The sequence below is a fragment of the Pirellulales bacterium genome, from assembly GCA_035546535.1.
GTDB lineage: Bacteria > Planctomycetota > Planctomycetia > Pirellulales > JACPPG01 > JACPPG01.
On the sequence record DASZWQ010000209.1, the window covers coordinates 1 to 15,975 of the forward strand.

Annotated in this window: 14 protein-coding genes and 1 tRNA gene; 5 read left to right on the plus strand and 10 right to left on the minus strand. The window is 60.2% G+C overall.

Translation table 11 applies throughout. The annotated features are described in order from the left end of the window. Nucleotides 1–22: 22 nt before the first annotated feature. The 10 genes from VHD36_24730 to VHD36_24775 form a co-directional block, all read right to left on the minus strand. A tRNA-Leu gene (locus tag VHD36_24730) sits at nucleotides 23–108 on the minus strand. 154 nt (nucleotides 109–262) lie between these two features. Continuing rightward, nucleotides 263–454, minus strand: a complete 192-nt coding sequence (locus tag VHD36_24735; protein ID HVU90551.1) for a hypothetical protein — start codon at nucleotides 452–454, stop codon at nucleotides 263–265. A gap of 78 nt (nucleotides 455–532) precedes the next feature. Continuing rightward, a complete protein-coding gene (locus VHD36_24740) occupies nucleotides 533–1,843 on the minus strand; it encodes an MFS transporter (protein HVU90552.1) in 1,311 nt (436 codons plus the stop codon). A 29-nt stretch (nucleotides 1,844–1,872) separates the two neighbouring features. Next, nucleotides 1,873–3,681, minus strand: coding sequence for a dockerin type I domain-containing protein (locus tag VHD36_24745; protein HVU90553.1), 1,809 nt, complete (start codon nucleotides 3,679–3,681; stop codon nucleotides 1,873–1,875). A 59-nt stretch (nucleotides 3,682–3,740) separates the two neighbouring features. Further along, a complete protein-coding gene (locus VHD36_24750) occupies nucleotides 3,741–4,907 on the minus strand; it encodes a serine hydrolase domain-containing protein (protein HVU90554.1) in 1,167 nt (388 codons plus the stop codon). Nucleotides 4,908–4,946: 39 nt separating this feature from the next. After that, nucleotides 4,947–5,369: a hypothetical protein gene (locus VHD36_24755; GenBank protein HVU90555.1), complete on the minus strand. Its 423-nt coding sequence runs from the start codon at nucleotides 5,367–5,369 to the stop codon at nucleotides 4,947–4,949. Nucleotides 5,370–5,402: 33 nt separating this feature from the next. Next, nucleotides 5,403–6,446 (minus strand): DUF1559 domain-containing protein, encoded by a 1,044-nt coding sequence (locus VHD36_24760; protein ID HVU90556.1) that lies wholly within the window; start codon nucleotides 6,444–6,446, stop codon nucleotides 5,403–5,405. A 154-nt stretch (nucleotides 6,447–6,600) separates the two neighbouring features. Next, nucleotides 6,601–7,713: a dockerin type I domain-containing protein gene (locus VHD36_24765; protein HVU90557.1), complete on the minus strand. Its 1,113-nt coding sequence runs from the start codon at nucleotides 7,711–7,713 to the stop codon at nucleotides 6,601–6,603. 138 nt (nucleotides 7,714–7,851) lie between these two features. Beyond that, complete coding sequence (locus tag VHD36_24770; protein HVU90558.1) at nucleotides 7,852–8,889, minus strand: dockerin type I repeat-containing protein; 1,038 nt, start codon at nucleotides 8,887–8,889, stop codon at nucleotides 7,852–7,854. A gap of 249 nt (nucleotides 8,890–9,138) precedes the next feature. After that, nucleotides 9,139–10,233: a GntR family transcriptional regulator gene (locus VHD36_24775; GenBank protein HVU90559.1), complete on the minus strand. Its 1,095-nt coding sequence runs from the start codon at nucleotides 10,231–10,233 to the stop codon at nucleotides 9,139–9,141. A 254-nt stretch (nucleotides 10,234–10,487) separates the two neighbouring features. On the opposite strand from VHD36_24775, the gene VHD36_24780 reads away from it, so the two are divergent. From VHD36_24780 to VHD36_24800, 5 genes are all read left to right on the plus strand, one after another. Then, entirely contained in the window at nucleotides 10,488–11,402 is a 915-nt protein-coding gene (locus VHD36_24780; protein ID HVU90560.1) for a dihydrodipicolinate synthase family protein, read from the plus strand. A gap of 68 nt (nucleotides 11,403–11,470) precedes the next feature. After that, nucleotides 11,471–13,054 (plus strand): hypothetical protein, encoded by a 1,584-nt coding sequence (locus tag VHD36_24785; GenBank protein HVU90561.1) that lies wholly within the window; start codon nucleotides 11,471–11,473, stop codon nucleotides 13,052–13,054. A 63-nt stretch (nucleotides 13,055–13,117) separates the two neighbouring features. After that, on the plus strand, nucleotides 13,118–13,489 hold the full coding sequence (locus VHD36_24790; GenBank protein ID HVU90562.1) for a RidA family protein: 372 nt from the start codon (nucleotides 13,118–13,120) through the stop codon (nucleotides 13,487–13,489). A gap of 33 nt (nucleotides 13,490–13,522) precedes the next feature. Beyond that, on the plus strand, nucleotides 13,523–15,025 hold the full coding sequence (locus VHD36_24795) for a M81 family metallopeptidase (protein HVU90563.1): 1,503 nt from the start codon (nucleotides 13,523–13,525) through the stop codon (nucleotides 15,023–15,025). Further along, complete coding sequence (locus VHD36_24800; protein ID HVU90564.1) at nucleotides 15,022–15,942, plus strand: M14 family metallopeptidase; 921 nt, start codon at nucleotides 15,022–15,024, stop codon at nucleotides 15,940–15,942. The genes VHD36_24795 and VHD36_24800 overlap by 4 nt, the downstream gene beginning before the upstream one ends. Nucleotides 15,943–15,975 lie beyond the last annotated feature (33 nt).

The following is a 15,975-nucleotide window of genomic DNA, read 5'->3' on the forward strand; positions in this document are numbered from 1 at the left end:
CGCGCAAATCGCCGCAACTCAATGGCCGAGGCGGGGATCGAACCCGCACACCGGTTACCCGATACGGGATTTTAAGTCCCGTGCGTCTGCCTATTCCGCCACTCGGCCTTGGCCGATATTCTACGGCGTCTCGGCGTTTCAACCACTCCAAAGTTTCGAAGTGGCGATCGGAAATTCGACGAACTTGCGATCAGAACCATTGATCGACGCAGATTGGCATCGTCCTTGCGCGAGAGGCGAGGCACTTGCAAGGTACTGGCCGCTATAGTTTCGGACGACCTTTCCGACATCCGGGGACGCTGGAAAAGTTAGCATAGGTGTAGACGAGGGATTGCACTTGCAGCCCATCGGTCAGCAGCAGTTCGCGCCCGCGGCTGATGTCGTCGGCGCGTGCATCGGCCGCGGCGTGCAGAGCGGCGCAAATGGTTGTCAAGGCGATCGCTGCACGACGCATGCCACACATCTTTGCTTCTCGTAATCCCCGTCGCGTCCTCCGCGTCGCTGCCGGGCGCAACGCCAGGGTCGCGGCTCGTTAAAGATCGGCTGCGGCCTCGCTGACACTCACTCCGGCGGAATTCGGGATTGTCGTAAATCGTCCGTCGCTAACCCGGCCGGCCTTGATGACATGGGCAATGCGCAGCAAGAGCACGACGCATATCGCCATCCCAATCGTGGCGAATCGGAAGACCACGGACACGTTCACGTTCGCATCGCGCAAAACTCCGCCTGCGTATATCGACAGGCCGCCGATCAGGCACCCGAACAGGTTCAAGATTCCATACCCGGTGGCGCGATAGCGTTCGTCGGCTACCTGGCAGAGGATGGGCATCATGTTGGCGTCGTTGAAGGCAATCGTGAGGCCAAAGATCACCAGGCCCGCAAGAGCCCACGGCAGGACGTCTACATTCGTGACAAGCAGAATGGCGGGCGCGGCAACCAACAATCCAACGATAGGCACAAAGACGCGTCCGCGATCATCGGCGCGGCACCAGCGATCGGCCCAGGCGCCGCCGACAAGTACGCCAACGAGCGACGCCGCCTGCGAACATCCCGTCGCCAGGAGGCCCGCCTTTCCCTGCGACAGATGAAACTGCTCGGTCAGGAACGAGGGCATCCAACCCGCGACGGCCCAACCCGTAATGCTGAGCAAACCCCAATAAGCGAGCAAGATCAGGTACGACGGACGCGTAAGAAGAGCGCCGAGCGCCGCAACGAACGTGACACGACGCGAGCCTCGGTCTTGCATCTCCGCCGGCGCGTCGCGCTGTGGAGCGTCGCGCAACAGCATGAAAAGCACGAAGGCGTAAACAACGCCGGCCACTCCGAAAAGCTGGAAAGCAAAATTCCACGTATATTTCTCGGCCAACCAACCGCCGACCCCCGCCACGCCCCCGCCGATAAAAACGCCTGTCATATGGATTCCCACCGCCAGCGAGCGTGTCGTGCCGCGGTGATAGTCCGTAATCAGAGCCAGAGCCGCGGGAATATAGCTCGCTTCGCTGATGCCCATCATGGCGCGGGCGAACAGCAGCTCTTCGAACGTGTCGGCTTGCGCAGTGAGCCAGGTGACGGCCGACCACACCAGCACGCTGCCAATAATGATCCGGCTGCGACTGAAGCGATCAGCGAGAAATCCCGCCAGCGGGCTCAGCAATCCATAGACCCACAAAAAGGCGGACGTGAGCAAGCCGAACTGCGCGTCGGTCATGGGAATTGCCTCGACCAACGATCCGCGCATCGTCGTGATCATGATGCGGTCGAGGTAATTCAAAATGGCCAAGGCCCACAGCAGCCCGAGAATGAGCCACGCCCCTCGCAACGGTCTTTCGGTTGCAGCTTCCATAGGAAATGGCTCACCGCTGACGGCTATCTCTACCGCGACTTGCGACAGTTACCACGTGCAAAATGTTGCCAGCCGAAAAGGCCGACGACCAACAACATCCAGCTCGAGGGCTCGGGTATCGGAACGGCAAGCGCGCTGGCGCCTCCGAGCGCGAACGCCTGGTAGTCGGTTTTAAACCGCAGGAAATCCGCGAGATTCACCACGCCATCGCCATTCAAGTCGGCCGCCAACCCCAGCCCCGTTTGCATCCATTCACTTTTGAGAATGCTGTAGTCCGCAAGATCGGTGGTGCCGTCGTCGTTCAGGTCGCCGGGGGCGAGGCCAGAGTGGAAGCTGTACACCGTGGCATTGGTCATTACGAAACGTATCTCGACGGACTTTCCGGCTAACGCCGCGAGACTATTCGTCCCGGACCACTGGGCCATTTGGTCGAGGTAGTCTCCGGGCGCGATCGTCAGGGCAGTCGCGGGGCCAAAGCCCGGCATGGGAAGCAGGGTCTTGGGATCGAGAATCACGACGCTCAGCGCGCCGGTAACCGTGGCATTGAGGATCAAATGCAAATCGCCGCCGGTAGGAATCGTGATCGCCGGCGTGGTCCACATGCCCTGTTGATTGCCCGTCGACAGGATGCCTTCGAAGCGATCCTCCTTGATCGTTTCCAGATACATGCCGCCGGAGGATTGCGGCGTGGTGTTATGCTGCTCGGGAAAGTAGGTGTAGTAGAGATATAAGTTTCCGCCCGACTCAGGGATCGAGCTCGCCATATACGCCTGGCCGAAACTCGAACCGGGCTGGCCGTACGGCGACAGGTTGAGGATCGATTGCTGCGCGTTGGGAAACGACCAGTTCGCACCGTCGCGACTGTACATGAATGTCGGAAAAAGCGGTCCATCGGCCTGGCCCGCTGGATGGAAGTACGTCGACGGAAGACCGATGTATTGCCCCTTGTACGGCACCACGCCCGGCACGTAGATATCCGCAGGGTTTGATCCAGAGGCGAGGGCGGGAACATTTGCGGGGTCGACGACCGTAGTCGGCGTCGTCCAGTTCGAGCCCCAGGTGGTGCTGGTGGCCATCATGACTGCGCGGCGTTCGCCCGCGCTACCCGAAGGAGACAACCACTGGCGCATGTACGCGACATATTCATGTTTGCTGGGATCCCAGAACGCGGTGTTTTGGGAATCGAGCGCGTAGATGCCTTGCTGCCAGCCGAGCGCTGTCTGGATGACGCCCGACTTCTGCCAATACAACCCATCGGCTGACGAGTAGGCGTTGAGACTCAGCCCCTCGAATTGTCCGTGCGAGTCATAAACGTTGGTTGTCGCCGTCATGCGATAGCGCTCGCTGGCGGGCGCGGTCGGGTCGATGAATACGCTCGGCCCGGTGACGAACTTATCCGGTAGATTTACGAAGTTGTTCACCGGATTGGTGGTGTACGTCGTCCCGGTAATGTTCAGATCGGGTTTCGTCCAATGAATTCCGTCGCTGCTCGTGGCCATCGCGAGAAAGGTGTTATCGCTCTGACCCTGCCGCACCTCGTAATACATTCGCCATTGGCCTGTCGTCGGATCCTCGACTACGTCGCCGGGATAATTCATGATCAGCCCGCCCTCGGACGGCTGGTTCAATGACAATACCTCGCCGACGTAGGTCGCTTGTCCATTGACGAGAGTGGCGTTGATTAGATTGGTTTGCAGCGAGGGATCGGCGGCGAGGTAATGGAACGAGTTGTCGTCGGCGCGGGCAGAATCGATAGCGCCGCCGAACAGCGTAACGGCCACGGTCAAGGCTGGAATGACATCGCACACTATGCTGCGGCCGCCCGATCGAGTGTGCATTACGCCTGTGCCTTCCCGCGCCTCATCTCGTTTTGCGCTGTCGCAGCCGAAGGCCGTCATCATTTGCAGAAGTGCTCAAACGCCGCATGCCGAAACGCCTCCTGAGTTTCGGCGCCCTTGCCGGGAAAGCCGGCGTGTTGCACGAGCCAGATCAAGATCACGTTGCGAGTCCTATCGAAATACGTATTCGTCGAGTAGGCGCCGCCGTGTCCGTATTGGCCGGTGCTCGCTTGAAATCCAAAGCCGTAAAAGTCCTTGACGCCCTCGGGCGTTCGCTTATCGGTCATTTTCTCGACCGCCGCCTGGGACAGATATCGTCGGCCGTCCAGTTCCCCTCCGCGGGCCAGCATCTGATAGAGACGCGCTAAATCCGCGGCGGTGGAAAACAAGCCGCCGCCGGGCATCGGGTAACGCGCGGCGCGGTCTGTCAGCGGGTAGTGAAGCTGATCGATCGTGACCTCGACGAGGCCCATACCGTTGGGGCCGGGCGCGTACGCCTTGGCGAGGCGCGCGACTTGTTCCTCATTGGGCCAGAACGTCGTGTCCTTCATGCCCAGCGGCTGGAACAATCGCTCGTCCAGAAAATCCTCGAAGGGCATCCCGGCGACGACCTCGATGATTCGCGCAGAAGTATTGATGCCAGCGTTGCTGTAGCCGAACTTTGTGCCCGGCTCGTATTCCAACGGCGTCATCGCATAGCTGCGGACCCGATCGGCCAGGGGAAGCCGGTCGAGGGTCGGAACCTCGATCGCCGAGCGGAACGGCAAACCGCTCGTATGCGAGAGAAGATCCCTCACGGCAGGGGGGCGGGCAGGCTTTTTCAAAAGCACATGTGCGTCGTCTTTCTCGGCAACGACCATCTGCCCTTGGAACTCGGGCAGGTATCGCTCGACCGGGGCGTCGAGATCGATTTTCCCTTCCTCGACCAGCATCATGACCGCGATGCACGTGATCGGTTTCGATTGCGAGGCAATCCAGAAAACCGAGTCGGTTTGCATCGGCTTCTTGGCCGCCACATCGGCGAAACCGGCAGCCTCGACGTCCAGCACCTTTTCCTTGGTGGCGATCGCCATCACGGCGCCCGCTAATTCCTGACGCTCGACGTACGGCTGAACGCCGGCGGCAAGTGGCCCTTGTTCGGCCGCACGCGCGTTTTCGCACGGACGGAACCAAACCAACGCGCCGGTCAATACGACGAAAGCGATGGAAGAACTTCGAATGCGCATCAAGGTCTCGTGGATTGGTGCCAGCCCTGAGGTCCGCGATTACTTCTTCTGGAACTCGAGGGGAAAATCGTACGTGTTGTTGGTTTGCTCTGTCGCGATCACTACGGTCAATGTCGAATCGCTGTTGAAGATCGTGGGGATGAAATTCTCCATGACATCGACCATTCGTGGACCATCGCGCATGGGGCTGGGCGCTTTCTTGCCTGTCTTCTTCATCGCCGTGATGCGCACCAGGTAGCGCCCCCCTTCGACCAACCCGGAATTTTGAGGACACGTATACCGGCCCGCGGTGATCTCGGTGCTGGCCGACCCACCTCGGGTGCCATCGATGGGAACAAACTCGATCGAGCCGTTTTCGAGGGGGGCGCCGTTGAAGGTCACGCTCCCCGTGGGCTGAATCTCGGTCCGAGAGCAGCCGCTACAGAGCACCACACCCAACAAGACCAGCTTCGCTCCTGCCACGCGCGTCCTCCGCATTGACTTGATTCCAAAACGCTATGGGATCGTAACCGGTTCGCTTGATCCAATGCTGGCCAGCGACTGCCACGTGACCAGGTCAATCGAGTTGTTGATGAAGTGCACCGAACCATCGGCACACAGAACGTTCACACCGCCAACGTGATAACTGCGGGCACAATAATTCTCGGAGCTCCAACAGGCGGCGCTGCCGTTGCACGGCGCTTTCTGCGAGTTGCAGTAGCTGGTCATGGGGTCGGTTGTGATAGCCGACGACCACACCTGATCCGGTGAAGTGGAATTGGGCAGGCGACTATGGCTATATTGGACGCCCCAATCATCCCACCAGCGGCCGCGGGCGTCGTTCGTGCCGTCAGGACCGCTAATCGTCTCCGACACGGCCACTGTGTTGGACGTGCCGTCGGTGATGTCGGCAAAGCGCCGGCCGACGTTCCAATTGAAAAACGCCCGCTTGCCGGAATTGACAGACGGGTTGAAGGCGTTCGAATTGTAGCAAGTGCTGCCGATTTGAGCTGCGAAATTAGGCGGGACCGCCGCTTTCGGCTCCACCAGGATTCCATCGGCGCTATAGCATCCCACGTAATTGCTGCGCGAATAGCCATTCGAGTCGAACCCCGCTTCATCCGACGGACAGCGGTACATCGAGATCACGGTCGACAAAACCTGGAAGTTCCCCGGGTCGTCCTTAAAAACGCTGTACAGGTTGGCCAGCGACGTCTGTTCCAAGTAGGCCAGAATGAATTCCGGCCAATGAGAGCGGAGATTCGTCGCCGTCGTTCCGTACATGGACTCTTCCGAGCCATAAGGAAACCTGCCGAGCGCGTCGTGGTGATTGTGCAGAGCCAGGCCGATCTGCTTCAGATTATTCGAGCACGAAGAGCGCCGCGAAGCCTCGCGTGCCGCTTGCACGGCCGGCAGCAAGAGCGAGATCAAGATGCCGATGATCGCGATAACGACCAGAAGTTCGACGAGCGTGAAACCGGGATGGCGACGGCGATTTGCATCGACTGCCTTCCGCGGACCGCCGAAGAGAGAAGGTGACCTAGGATCGCCGCGCATCATGACGACCTTTCGCGAACGGATTTCTGCTCGTTACACGCCTTCGACGGCTCTGTCCAAATCCCAACCAGCAGCCCGACGAGGAACTGCTGCCTCGTCGAGCGCTGCTGGCTGGTGGTGCTGGTTCCGCAACATCCCGCGACCGTGTGACGCGCCGTCACGTCGAATCGCGGCGTAAATTCCGAAATCTGCTGGCGCACACGGCCAGTCCCAAGGCCATGAGTGCCAAAGTCCCTGGCTCGGGCACCGGGGCGAGCTGTCCGTTGCTCTGGGCACCGCCGGGCAAGCTGGCCAGCCAATTCGAGGAAATCACGGCGAGGTCCTGCGAGTTGACAATGCCGTCATAGTTTGCGTCGCCCGAGAGCATCGACGCCTGCAACCAGTTCGACGAAACCACGGCAAGATCCTGACTGTTGACGATGCCGTCGTGGTTCAGATCGCCGGCCAGTTGTGTCTGATAGAACACACTGCCGATCTGTGTCGCGCTTGTGCCGACCTGATGGAACTGCAGGGCCAGGTCCTGGGCCGAGCCAGCCTTGAATGCCGTGCCCAGCACCTCGATCTGGCCCGGGTTGAGCGTCGACGACGACGTGAGGTTCAATTCCGACAGAGCATGACTTGATGGGCCGACCGACTCCCAGCCGCTGGCGCCCTGGCTCGCAAAGCCTTTGAACCCTGCGGTATTCAAGCTGCCACTGGCCGAGGTAAGTTGGTACGCGTCGAGACTTACCGCCGTGGAACTCGGGTTGATCAGCACCATGTTGCTCGACAGGATCGAGCCGTTCGCGGCAACCGTGTTGATCACTTCCGCGAACAGCGTTTGAACGGTGCCGTACACAACAGGTGTTGGGTAGTCATAGTCTCGGGGCGGCACCGAGTAACCCCACAGCAGATCCTCGGTCCCGGTCGTGTTGAACGCGTAGCCCAGACTGAGTGTCTGACCGGGAGTAAGCGTCACACTCGAGGTGAGATTCAACTCGCTCAGATTGCTCGTCGAGGGTTGCACGGGGTCCCAGCCGGGAAGTCCCTGGCTGGCCAGGCTATCCCATTTCGACAGCGGCAGGTTGCTAGGATCGGGAACGAGCGAGCCCGAAGCTGAGGTGATTTGATATCCGTCGAAGGTCACCGTGCTGCCGAGCGCCGGGTTCTGGATCTCGGTCAGACCATTGGCAGGGTCGACCAACAAATGTAAGAACTGATTTTGTGCTGACGACCGGGTTACGGTCGCGGCGACAATGATCGCCATCAGTAGCATGACTTTGGAACGCATAATCCTCAGGCTCCCCTCCGCACGCGCGAGGCAAACAGACGGTTTTCGACAGTCCGCGCGATGCGTTTCAATGAGATGTGTTCGATACGGTGTTGTCTGGTAATGACTCATGAATCGTGACTACCTATCCAATTGGCCCTAGGCGCCGTGCGGGTGATCCGCACGCGCACGACGGGAGCGTCGAATAAACAGCCACGCGGGGAACGAAAGCGTCATTAGCAACCAAGCGCTCGGCTCAGGAACGCCGACCAGCGCATTGGCACTGCCGAGGCCATTGAATTGCTGGTAGTCGGCCTTAAAGAGCGTGAAGTCTTGGATGTTTACCGTGCCGTCGTTGTTCAGGTCGCCGGCAATGCCGGTGCCGTTCTGCAACCATTCGCTCTTGAATAGTGTGTAGTCGGCCAGATTGACGACACCATCGTGGTTAAGGTCACCCGCTGGGAGTGCCAAAGACAGGCCGAAACGAGCGGCATTGGCATTGAAGTTCTGGTCAACTTGGGCAGTTGAAAGGGCGGTGTTGTAGACGCGCGCAATGGCGACATTCGCATCGGCGAAGATGTCATGGACTCCGCCATAGCTGCGAGCGCCAATGTCGAAGAATGCATCGGCCGACGCGTTACTGTCGGATTGAAACTTTCCCATCAAGGTTCCATCCAGGTACCACGAGGTGCCCGTCGCGCTGCCATCGGTGCGGCTCACGACAATCTGGTGATAGCCGTCGGGTGAGGCGTGCCCGGCCGAATTCGGAAGGGTCCAGATACTGCCAATGTCTCCATTGGGCGTGGCAGTTCCGGCGATGTCGTAGAGCGAGTCGGGGACCCAACCTGAACCGCCAATTCCCCCTTGTGCTGCGGGTGGGACGTAGCCGATGGCGCCGTTACCCTGGCCGGCGCCGTTGGTGCTGTGGAACATCAAGCCGCCGCCACCGGCTTTAGGGGCGCCGGGCCCCGTGATCTGGGCCCAAATCTCATAAGTAAACGTGGTGGAATCGAGCGCATTGCCCGCGGTGTACGAGTTCTCGATGTCCACGTAGTCACCGCCACCCGCGGGCGAGGCTTGCAACTGCAATGCGTACGGATTCGCCACGGTGCCGTTACCAATCCAGTTTGGCGCACTAGCCGAGCCGCTGAATCCCAGGTCGCCATTGTAGGTGGCCCCCGTCGGGGCCTTGTTCACCCAGGTCGTTCCTGACCCTAATCCGTTTGCTCCTGTTCCCTGCGAGTCAGCGGCATCCAGGTAAAGCGTCAACCCACTAGTGACGACTTGGGCCTTTACGGAACTCGTGATCACACCCATTGCCATGGCAAGAGCTGCGACCTTCCAAGCGAGGGGCCGGCGAATCATTTCACACCTCAGAGTTGATGAGACGAAAGACAAGAGGAGCACCCTGAAAAAGAACGCACCGCGCACGCGTTCCACGCAAACTCACTTCTCCGACGTCCTGACCATTGGCACTGCCTCGACCGGCATGACCACGCTCATAGGGTCGGGCATCCTTCCAGCACTCATCTCTGTAAGCATCTGTCCGATCTTGCGAAATTGTTCACGCAAGCTGCAGCCCTCCTGCGGGCGAACAGCGTCAAACGGCAGGCCCCCCTCCTGCACCGTGTCGTCGTAGACGATTCCAATGTCTTCCGGGATGCGCAGACCGCGCCGCTTTGCTGCTTCGGCCGCGGCCCGTGCGAAGCACGGCAAGCGGCACAGCAGCGCGCAGGGAGCTTCGACCTCGGACAGAATGTGTTCGAATTCATTCGCCAGATCGGTTGGCGACGTGGGAATGTTGCGAATCTGGACGGAGTTCAGCCCGAGACCCGCCGCATGCGCAGCTTCTTGAATCCCGTCGAAGGCCAGGTTATCGCCGCGGCGCCATAACTCGCGACTAACGAACATCAGTCGTCGATAGCCGGCGTTGATCGCCATTTCGGCAAGCAACTGCCCCAGTCGCAATTGATCGACCTCGACCGATGGCAGTCGAATGCCCGGATAAACGCTGCCGTTGACGACCACGGGTACGCCGGAGTCGGCCAACAGTTGCTGCACCGAGCGCGGACCGAGCGTAAGTACGATGCCGCCCAGCGATGAATCGCTGATCGCCGCGGCGAGCTTCTTCTGCACATATTGCATCGCGTTCCGCAGTGGCACGATATGGGTGTCCAAGCTGACGTCAGGAAAGACTGCTTCCAGGCCCGCTAGAATTTCGCCCAGTTCGACATGAATCGTCGGGTTGTCGTCGACGAAGGTGATGTAATGAATGCATTTCCCCACCGATGCCTCACTGACTGCTTCCGCGGCGGGACCGACAAATGTGCCGCGGCTTCCGTGGCGCACTAAGAGTTCGCGCTCTGCCAGAACATTCATGGCCCGGTTGGCCGTCATGCGACTCACGCCCAAAAAATTCGCCGCGGCCTCGGCCGTCAGGTACGGGTCTCCCGAACGAAGTCCCTTGCGGCGGATGTCCTGTGCAAGCTGACCGGCAAGACGCGACAGGCGAGTTGGCTGGACAGTCGACTGAGTTGGCATGGCCTTGATTCCCGGAATGCGCTGTTTTCCCCGGACCATTGCGTATGTACCATCAAATGGTTAGAATTGCAACAATCATCCCAAAAAATATTCCAATGAATCATCTTGTACCAGACATGTTACGAGCGTTCGGGGCAATTCGTCGCTGCAAAACCCGCGTACGGCCGGGGGCGGCGTGTTACGGCGACCCAGAAGGACCTGGCAACGAGCTTCGATCGTTTGCCTCGTAGCGAAGAAATCAGGAACCGAGACCGATGCCAAAATCCGCTCATGTCATCACCGCGATTGGCACTCCGTTAGATGAACAGGAGAACCTGCACCAGGAAGGGCTCGAACGACATCTGGCGGATCAATGGAGCGCCGGCATCGACGGCATTCTCGTCGCGGGTTCGATGGGCGTGATGCAGATGCTGCGCGATCGTACTTATCGCGCTCTTGTCGAACGCGCCAGTCAATTGTCACGCGACCGGGGCGAAATCCTGGTCGGTGTGGGTGACGCCGGCTGGGCGCGCACTTGCGATCGGATCGAAGCCGTTAGCCAGTACGTGATTGACGGCGTGGTTGTGCTGACACCGTACTTGTTTCAGTTTTCGCAGCAGCAACTGGTCGAATACTTTCTTGCGATCGCGGACGTCTCACCGGTTCCCGTCTATCTGTACGACTTGCCCGTGCTGACCGGCGCTGCCTTGGAATTTGACACCTACGTCGCGGTGGCCAGGCACCCGAACATCCGCGGCGCCAAAGTGTCGGGTCGGCTGGCATTCGCCCGCGAGTTGATGCAACATTTCGGTGACGGCTTCCGCATCATTGTTGCCGAGCCCGACAAGGTCGATACGCTGTTGAGCGAAGGAATCATGTCGCATCTCGACGGCATGTTCGCGATCGCGCCGCAGTGGATCATGAAGATCACAAGCGCCGCGGCCGAGCAAGATTGGGCGCGGGCCGCCGATTATCAACGCAAGCTCAACACCTTGCGGGATGCGCTGTTGACGGCGCCGAGTGACATGGGCGCGTTTACCGCCATGATGAATGCGCGTGATATTCCCGGAAAGTTCCATCCGGCGCCGTATCCCGCTCTCGACACCGAAGCGCGTCGAGCGCTTGTTTCATCGCCGATCATGTGCGATCTATTGGAATCAGGGTCCGCGGCGCGCAAGGTCATTGCCTGACTTACGGGCACCACATTCGCAAGTTTAACGTTGTAATACCCCTTCCCTGTTCCGAAGGCTCGGCACTCATGATGAACTCGCACATCCGCGATGGAGTCGTCGCGAAGAGTACGTTCCATGTCGTCTTGCTGCTCCTGGCCTTGCTGTCCGGCAAGGGGATGTGTGGTGAAACGCGATCGCCGGGCGCCGTCTTCGACGTCGGCGATCGCGCTCAGTTGTTTATCGACAAATTAATCGTACGTCAGAGCGACAACGTCGCCTTTACGCTGCATCCGGGCAAGAAGCATCCCTCGAACCCGCTGGTCGTCGCGGATCAACCGTGGGAGGGATGGCGCGTGGAAATGTATGGCAACGTGCTTTTCGACGAGCAAGAGAACTGCTTCAAGATGTGGTATCTGTGCGCGGGCGCCGGAAAGTTTGCCGAACAGTTCGCCACCTGTTTCGCCCGCAGCGCGGACGGCATCCATTGGGAAAAGCCGCTCGTGGGAACCGTGGACGATGGCAGCGGCAAGCCGAACAACATCGTTTCGCCTCATCACCTGGCCAGCGTCTACAAAGATGTGAGCGATCCCGATCCGTCGCGGCGGTACAAGATGACCTGCTCGCGCTTGGATGAACGCTACCCTTCCTATTCCTATTGGCGCATGGTGTCACCCGACGGCTTTACGTGGAATTTAGAGGGCAACGAGCCGTTCGCGCCGGGATTTGACGTCGTCAATACGCACTGGGACCCACATCGCAAACTGTTCGTGGCCTTCAACAAGACCCACGGGTTGATGTGGCGCGGGTTTCCGCGGCGCTGCTTCGACGTAACGAGTAGCCCCGATTTCAAGACCTGGTCCGCGCCGGTGCCGGCGTTTCGGCCGGACCTGGCCGATGACGCCAGTTCGCTCGCGCGTCTGGAGGCAACCAGAGGGGCGCTCGATCGCCCTGATGATGCCAGGCTGATGCGCACCGAATTTTATGGTGTCGGCGCCTATCCGCACGAAAGTTGCACGATCGCGTTTCCGTGGATTTTCACGATCAACAATCGGGCGCGATGGGGCAATGACGAGGGGCCGATGGAGGTGCAGTTGGCCGTCTCCAGGGACCTGGCCCAGTGGGAGCGCCCCTTTCGCGAACCGATCATTCCCATGGGCCCGCTCAGCGAATGGGACAGCGGCGGCCAGGTCACGGCGTCGAGCGCCATTCGCGTCGGCGATGAGATTCGGCTGTACTACGGCGGCAGCAACTGTACGCACGGCACGCCCGCCGTTTACCGCGTGTACTTCGAGGACGGCTCTTCAACCGGCCGACAGACCAGGTTCAACGGCAGCATCGGCCTCGTGACGTGGCCCCTGGACCGTTTCGTATCGGTTGATGGGTCGAGCCAGGGCGGGACGCTGACGACGATCCCGTTCACGTTTGATGGTGGGCGATTGGAGATTAATGCCCGCACGAAGGGCAAAGGCTCGGTCGTCGTCGAGCTTCTTGACGCTGCCGGAAAGCCGCTCGACGGATTTGCCGCCTCCGAACCGATTCAAGGAGACGACCTGCGTCACACCGTTCGCTGGCAAGCCAAAACCGACGTGAGCGCGTGGGCGCAAAAACCGGTAAGCTTGAGGTTCCGTTTGCAGGATGCCGAGTTGTACAGCTTCGCTTTCCGCAAATGATCCTTTGAATCGACACATGCGACAATTTCCAAGCCCGCTCTGAACACCAGGTAGTTCGAACTCATGCCGCTCGAACCCATTCGCGACCCTCGCCTGACGCCTGGCCATTTGCCCTACAGCCACGTGGTGAAGGCGGGGTCTCTGTATTTCATTTCCGGACAGGCGTCCTTGGACGAAAAGGGAGATTATGTCGAGGACACGTTCGCCGGCGAGATGCATCGGTCGCTCGGCAATCTCAAAAATGTGCTGGCCGTCGTGGGCCTCGATCTCTCGCATGTGGCTCAAGTTCGGAGCTATGTGGGGAAGGAAGAATGCGTCGAGGAATACAATCGCATCTACCGCGCGTATTTCCGAGAACCCTACCCGGCGCGGACAACCTTGGTCGATTGCTTGGGGGACTTGAAGTTCGAGATCGACGCCATCGCCGTGGGTTAGCTTGTTCGTACATCGTGTATCGGAGTTGTTTTCATGCGCGTCGGTATCGTTGCTCTGTTACAAGAATCCAACACGTTTCTTGAGCGGCCGACGTCGCTGGAACGGTTCCGCGAAAACCTGCTGGTGACTGGCGACGCGGTACGCGGCGCACTGGCCGAAGCTCATCACGAAGTCGGCGGATTCTTTCAAGGGCTGGATGTCGCGGGGATCGAGGCGGTGGGCATTTTCGCGGCCCGCGCGCTACCGTATGGATGCGTTACGGCCGAGGCGTGCGAATCGTTGACCGAGATTCTCGACGCCGCCTGGGAGCAAGCCGGCGAGCTCGACGGCCTGCTCGTCGCACCCCATGGCGCAACGGTTGGCGAAGATGCGCCCGACTTCGATGGCTACTGGCTGGGACGGGTGCGGAGCAAGCTCGGTCGCCAGAAACCGATCATCGGCACCCTCGACCCGCATGCGAATCTTTCGCCCGCCATGATCGCGGCCACCGATACGCTCATTGCCTACCGCACGAATCCCCATTTAGATCAGCGCCAGCGAGGGCTGGAAGCGGCAAGCCTGATGGTCCGCACGCTGCGCGGCGCGATTCGCCCCGTGCAGCGTGCCTGCTTTCCGCCATTGGCTATCAATATCGAACGGCAATTGACTGCCGCCGAGCCTTGCCTGGGCTTGCTCGAAACCTCCCGCCGACTGCGCGAGCGCCCCGGCGTACTTACGAGCAGCATCTTGCTGGGCTTCCCGTATTCCGACGTCGCCGAAATGGGTTCGGCCGCGATTGTGGCCACCGATGGTGACGAGTCTCTTGCCCAGGAATTGGCCGACGAGCTGGGGATGGCGATGTGGAATCGCCGGGACGAACTTGTTGGGCAGTTGGTGGATATTCCCACAGCACTCGACAAGGCCCAGCAATTGTCCGGTCGAGTGTGCCTGCTCGACATGGGAGATAATGTCGGTGGTGGCTCACCCGCCGATGGTACGCTCATCGCGCACGAATTGCTGGCCCGAGGGATGGGGCCGTCGTTTGTATGTCTTTACGATCCCGCGGCCGTGGAAATCGCGCGCACCGCGGGGGTGGGAGCAACCGTGCAACTGAGCGCGGGGGGCCATACAGATAAGGAACACGGACCTCCGCTCGCGCTCGAAGCGCGCGTGTGGGCGTTTGCCGAGGGACGTTGGAAGGAAACCGAGCCGCGCCATGGCGGCATTGTCGATTTCGATCAAGGGCTCACGGCGATCGTCCGCGCCGGCCCACTCCTCGTAATGCTGACAACGCGCCGCATGGCGCCCCTGTCGTTGGGCCAGCTTACCGCTTGCGGCGTCGATCCCACGGCCTTTCGCTATCTTATCGCCAAGGGAGTTCATTCTCCCGTCGCGGCCTACGAACCGGTTTGCTCGCATTTCGTCCGCGTCGATACTCCCGGCGTCACGACCGCGGACATGAACAAGCTCACTTACCAGCACCGACGGCGCCCGATGTTCCCGTTCGAAGCCAACGTCGAGTGGAACCCGGCATCCGCCCAGCGAATCGTGACATGAGCGACTTTCACGCGCTGCAGACAGAACGGATCGTCGGCGCCAGGCCCGGGCCGCACTTGCTGATCTTCGGCGGGGTACACGGCGACGAATTCGAGCCGATGGTGGCCATTCGGCGCCTCGCTCGCTCGGTACGTGGCGCGGACCTGCGTGGCGCGCTCACACTCGTTCCGGTCGTTAACGAGCCGGCATTTCTGCGCGGACATCGCCTGGCCGAGGATGGGCTCGACCTGGCACGAACGTTTCCCGGCCGAGCCGACGGAAGCATTACCGAGCAAATCGCGCATGCAGCGACTCGAATAATCGTCACGGCAGATTTATTGATCGACTTGCACACGGGCGGCACGACCATGTCACTGTGGCCGCTGGCCGGCTATTCGCTGCATCCGGACGCGGGCGTTTTGGAAAAGCAGCGCCGCATGGCGAGGGCCTTCAATTTGCCATTCGTGTGGGGCACCTCGCCGCATCACGAGGGGCGCTCGCTCTCGGTGGCACGCGACGCGAACATCCCTGCCATTTACACCGAGTTTCACGGAGCGGCCACCTGCGACCCCGCGGGCGTCGATGCCTACGTATCCGGCTGCCTGAACGTCATGGCCGAGTTCGAGATGATCGATCGGCGTGAATTCGCCTCCGCAACAAAGCTCGTTGTCGAAGATCCGCGCTCTGGTTCGGGCCATTTGCAAATCAACAATCCGGCGCCGTGCCGCGGTTACTTCGAACCAGCGGTTTGCTTGGGGCAATCCGTGCGTACCGGTGACTTGCTGGGAACGATTTCGGACCCGCTCGGTAAAGAAGTCACGCCCATCCCTTCCCGGCAGGACGGAGTCGTCGTGCTGCTGCGCACGTTTCCACGCGTGCTCGAGGGGGACTGTCTTGCGGTCATCGTCGAAGTCGAACAAAATCTCGCCGGGACCTGAGCTTTTCACTCCTTGGGCAGATCGAACGCCTTG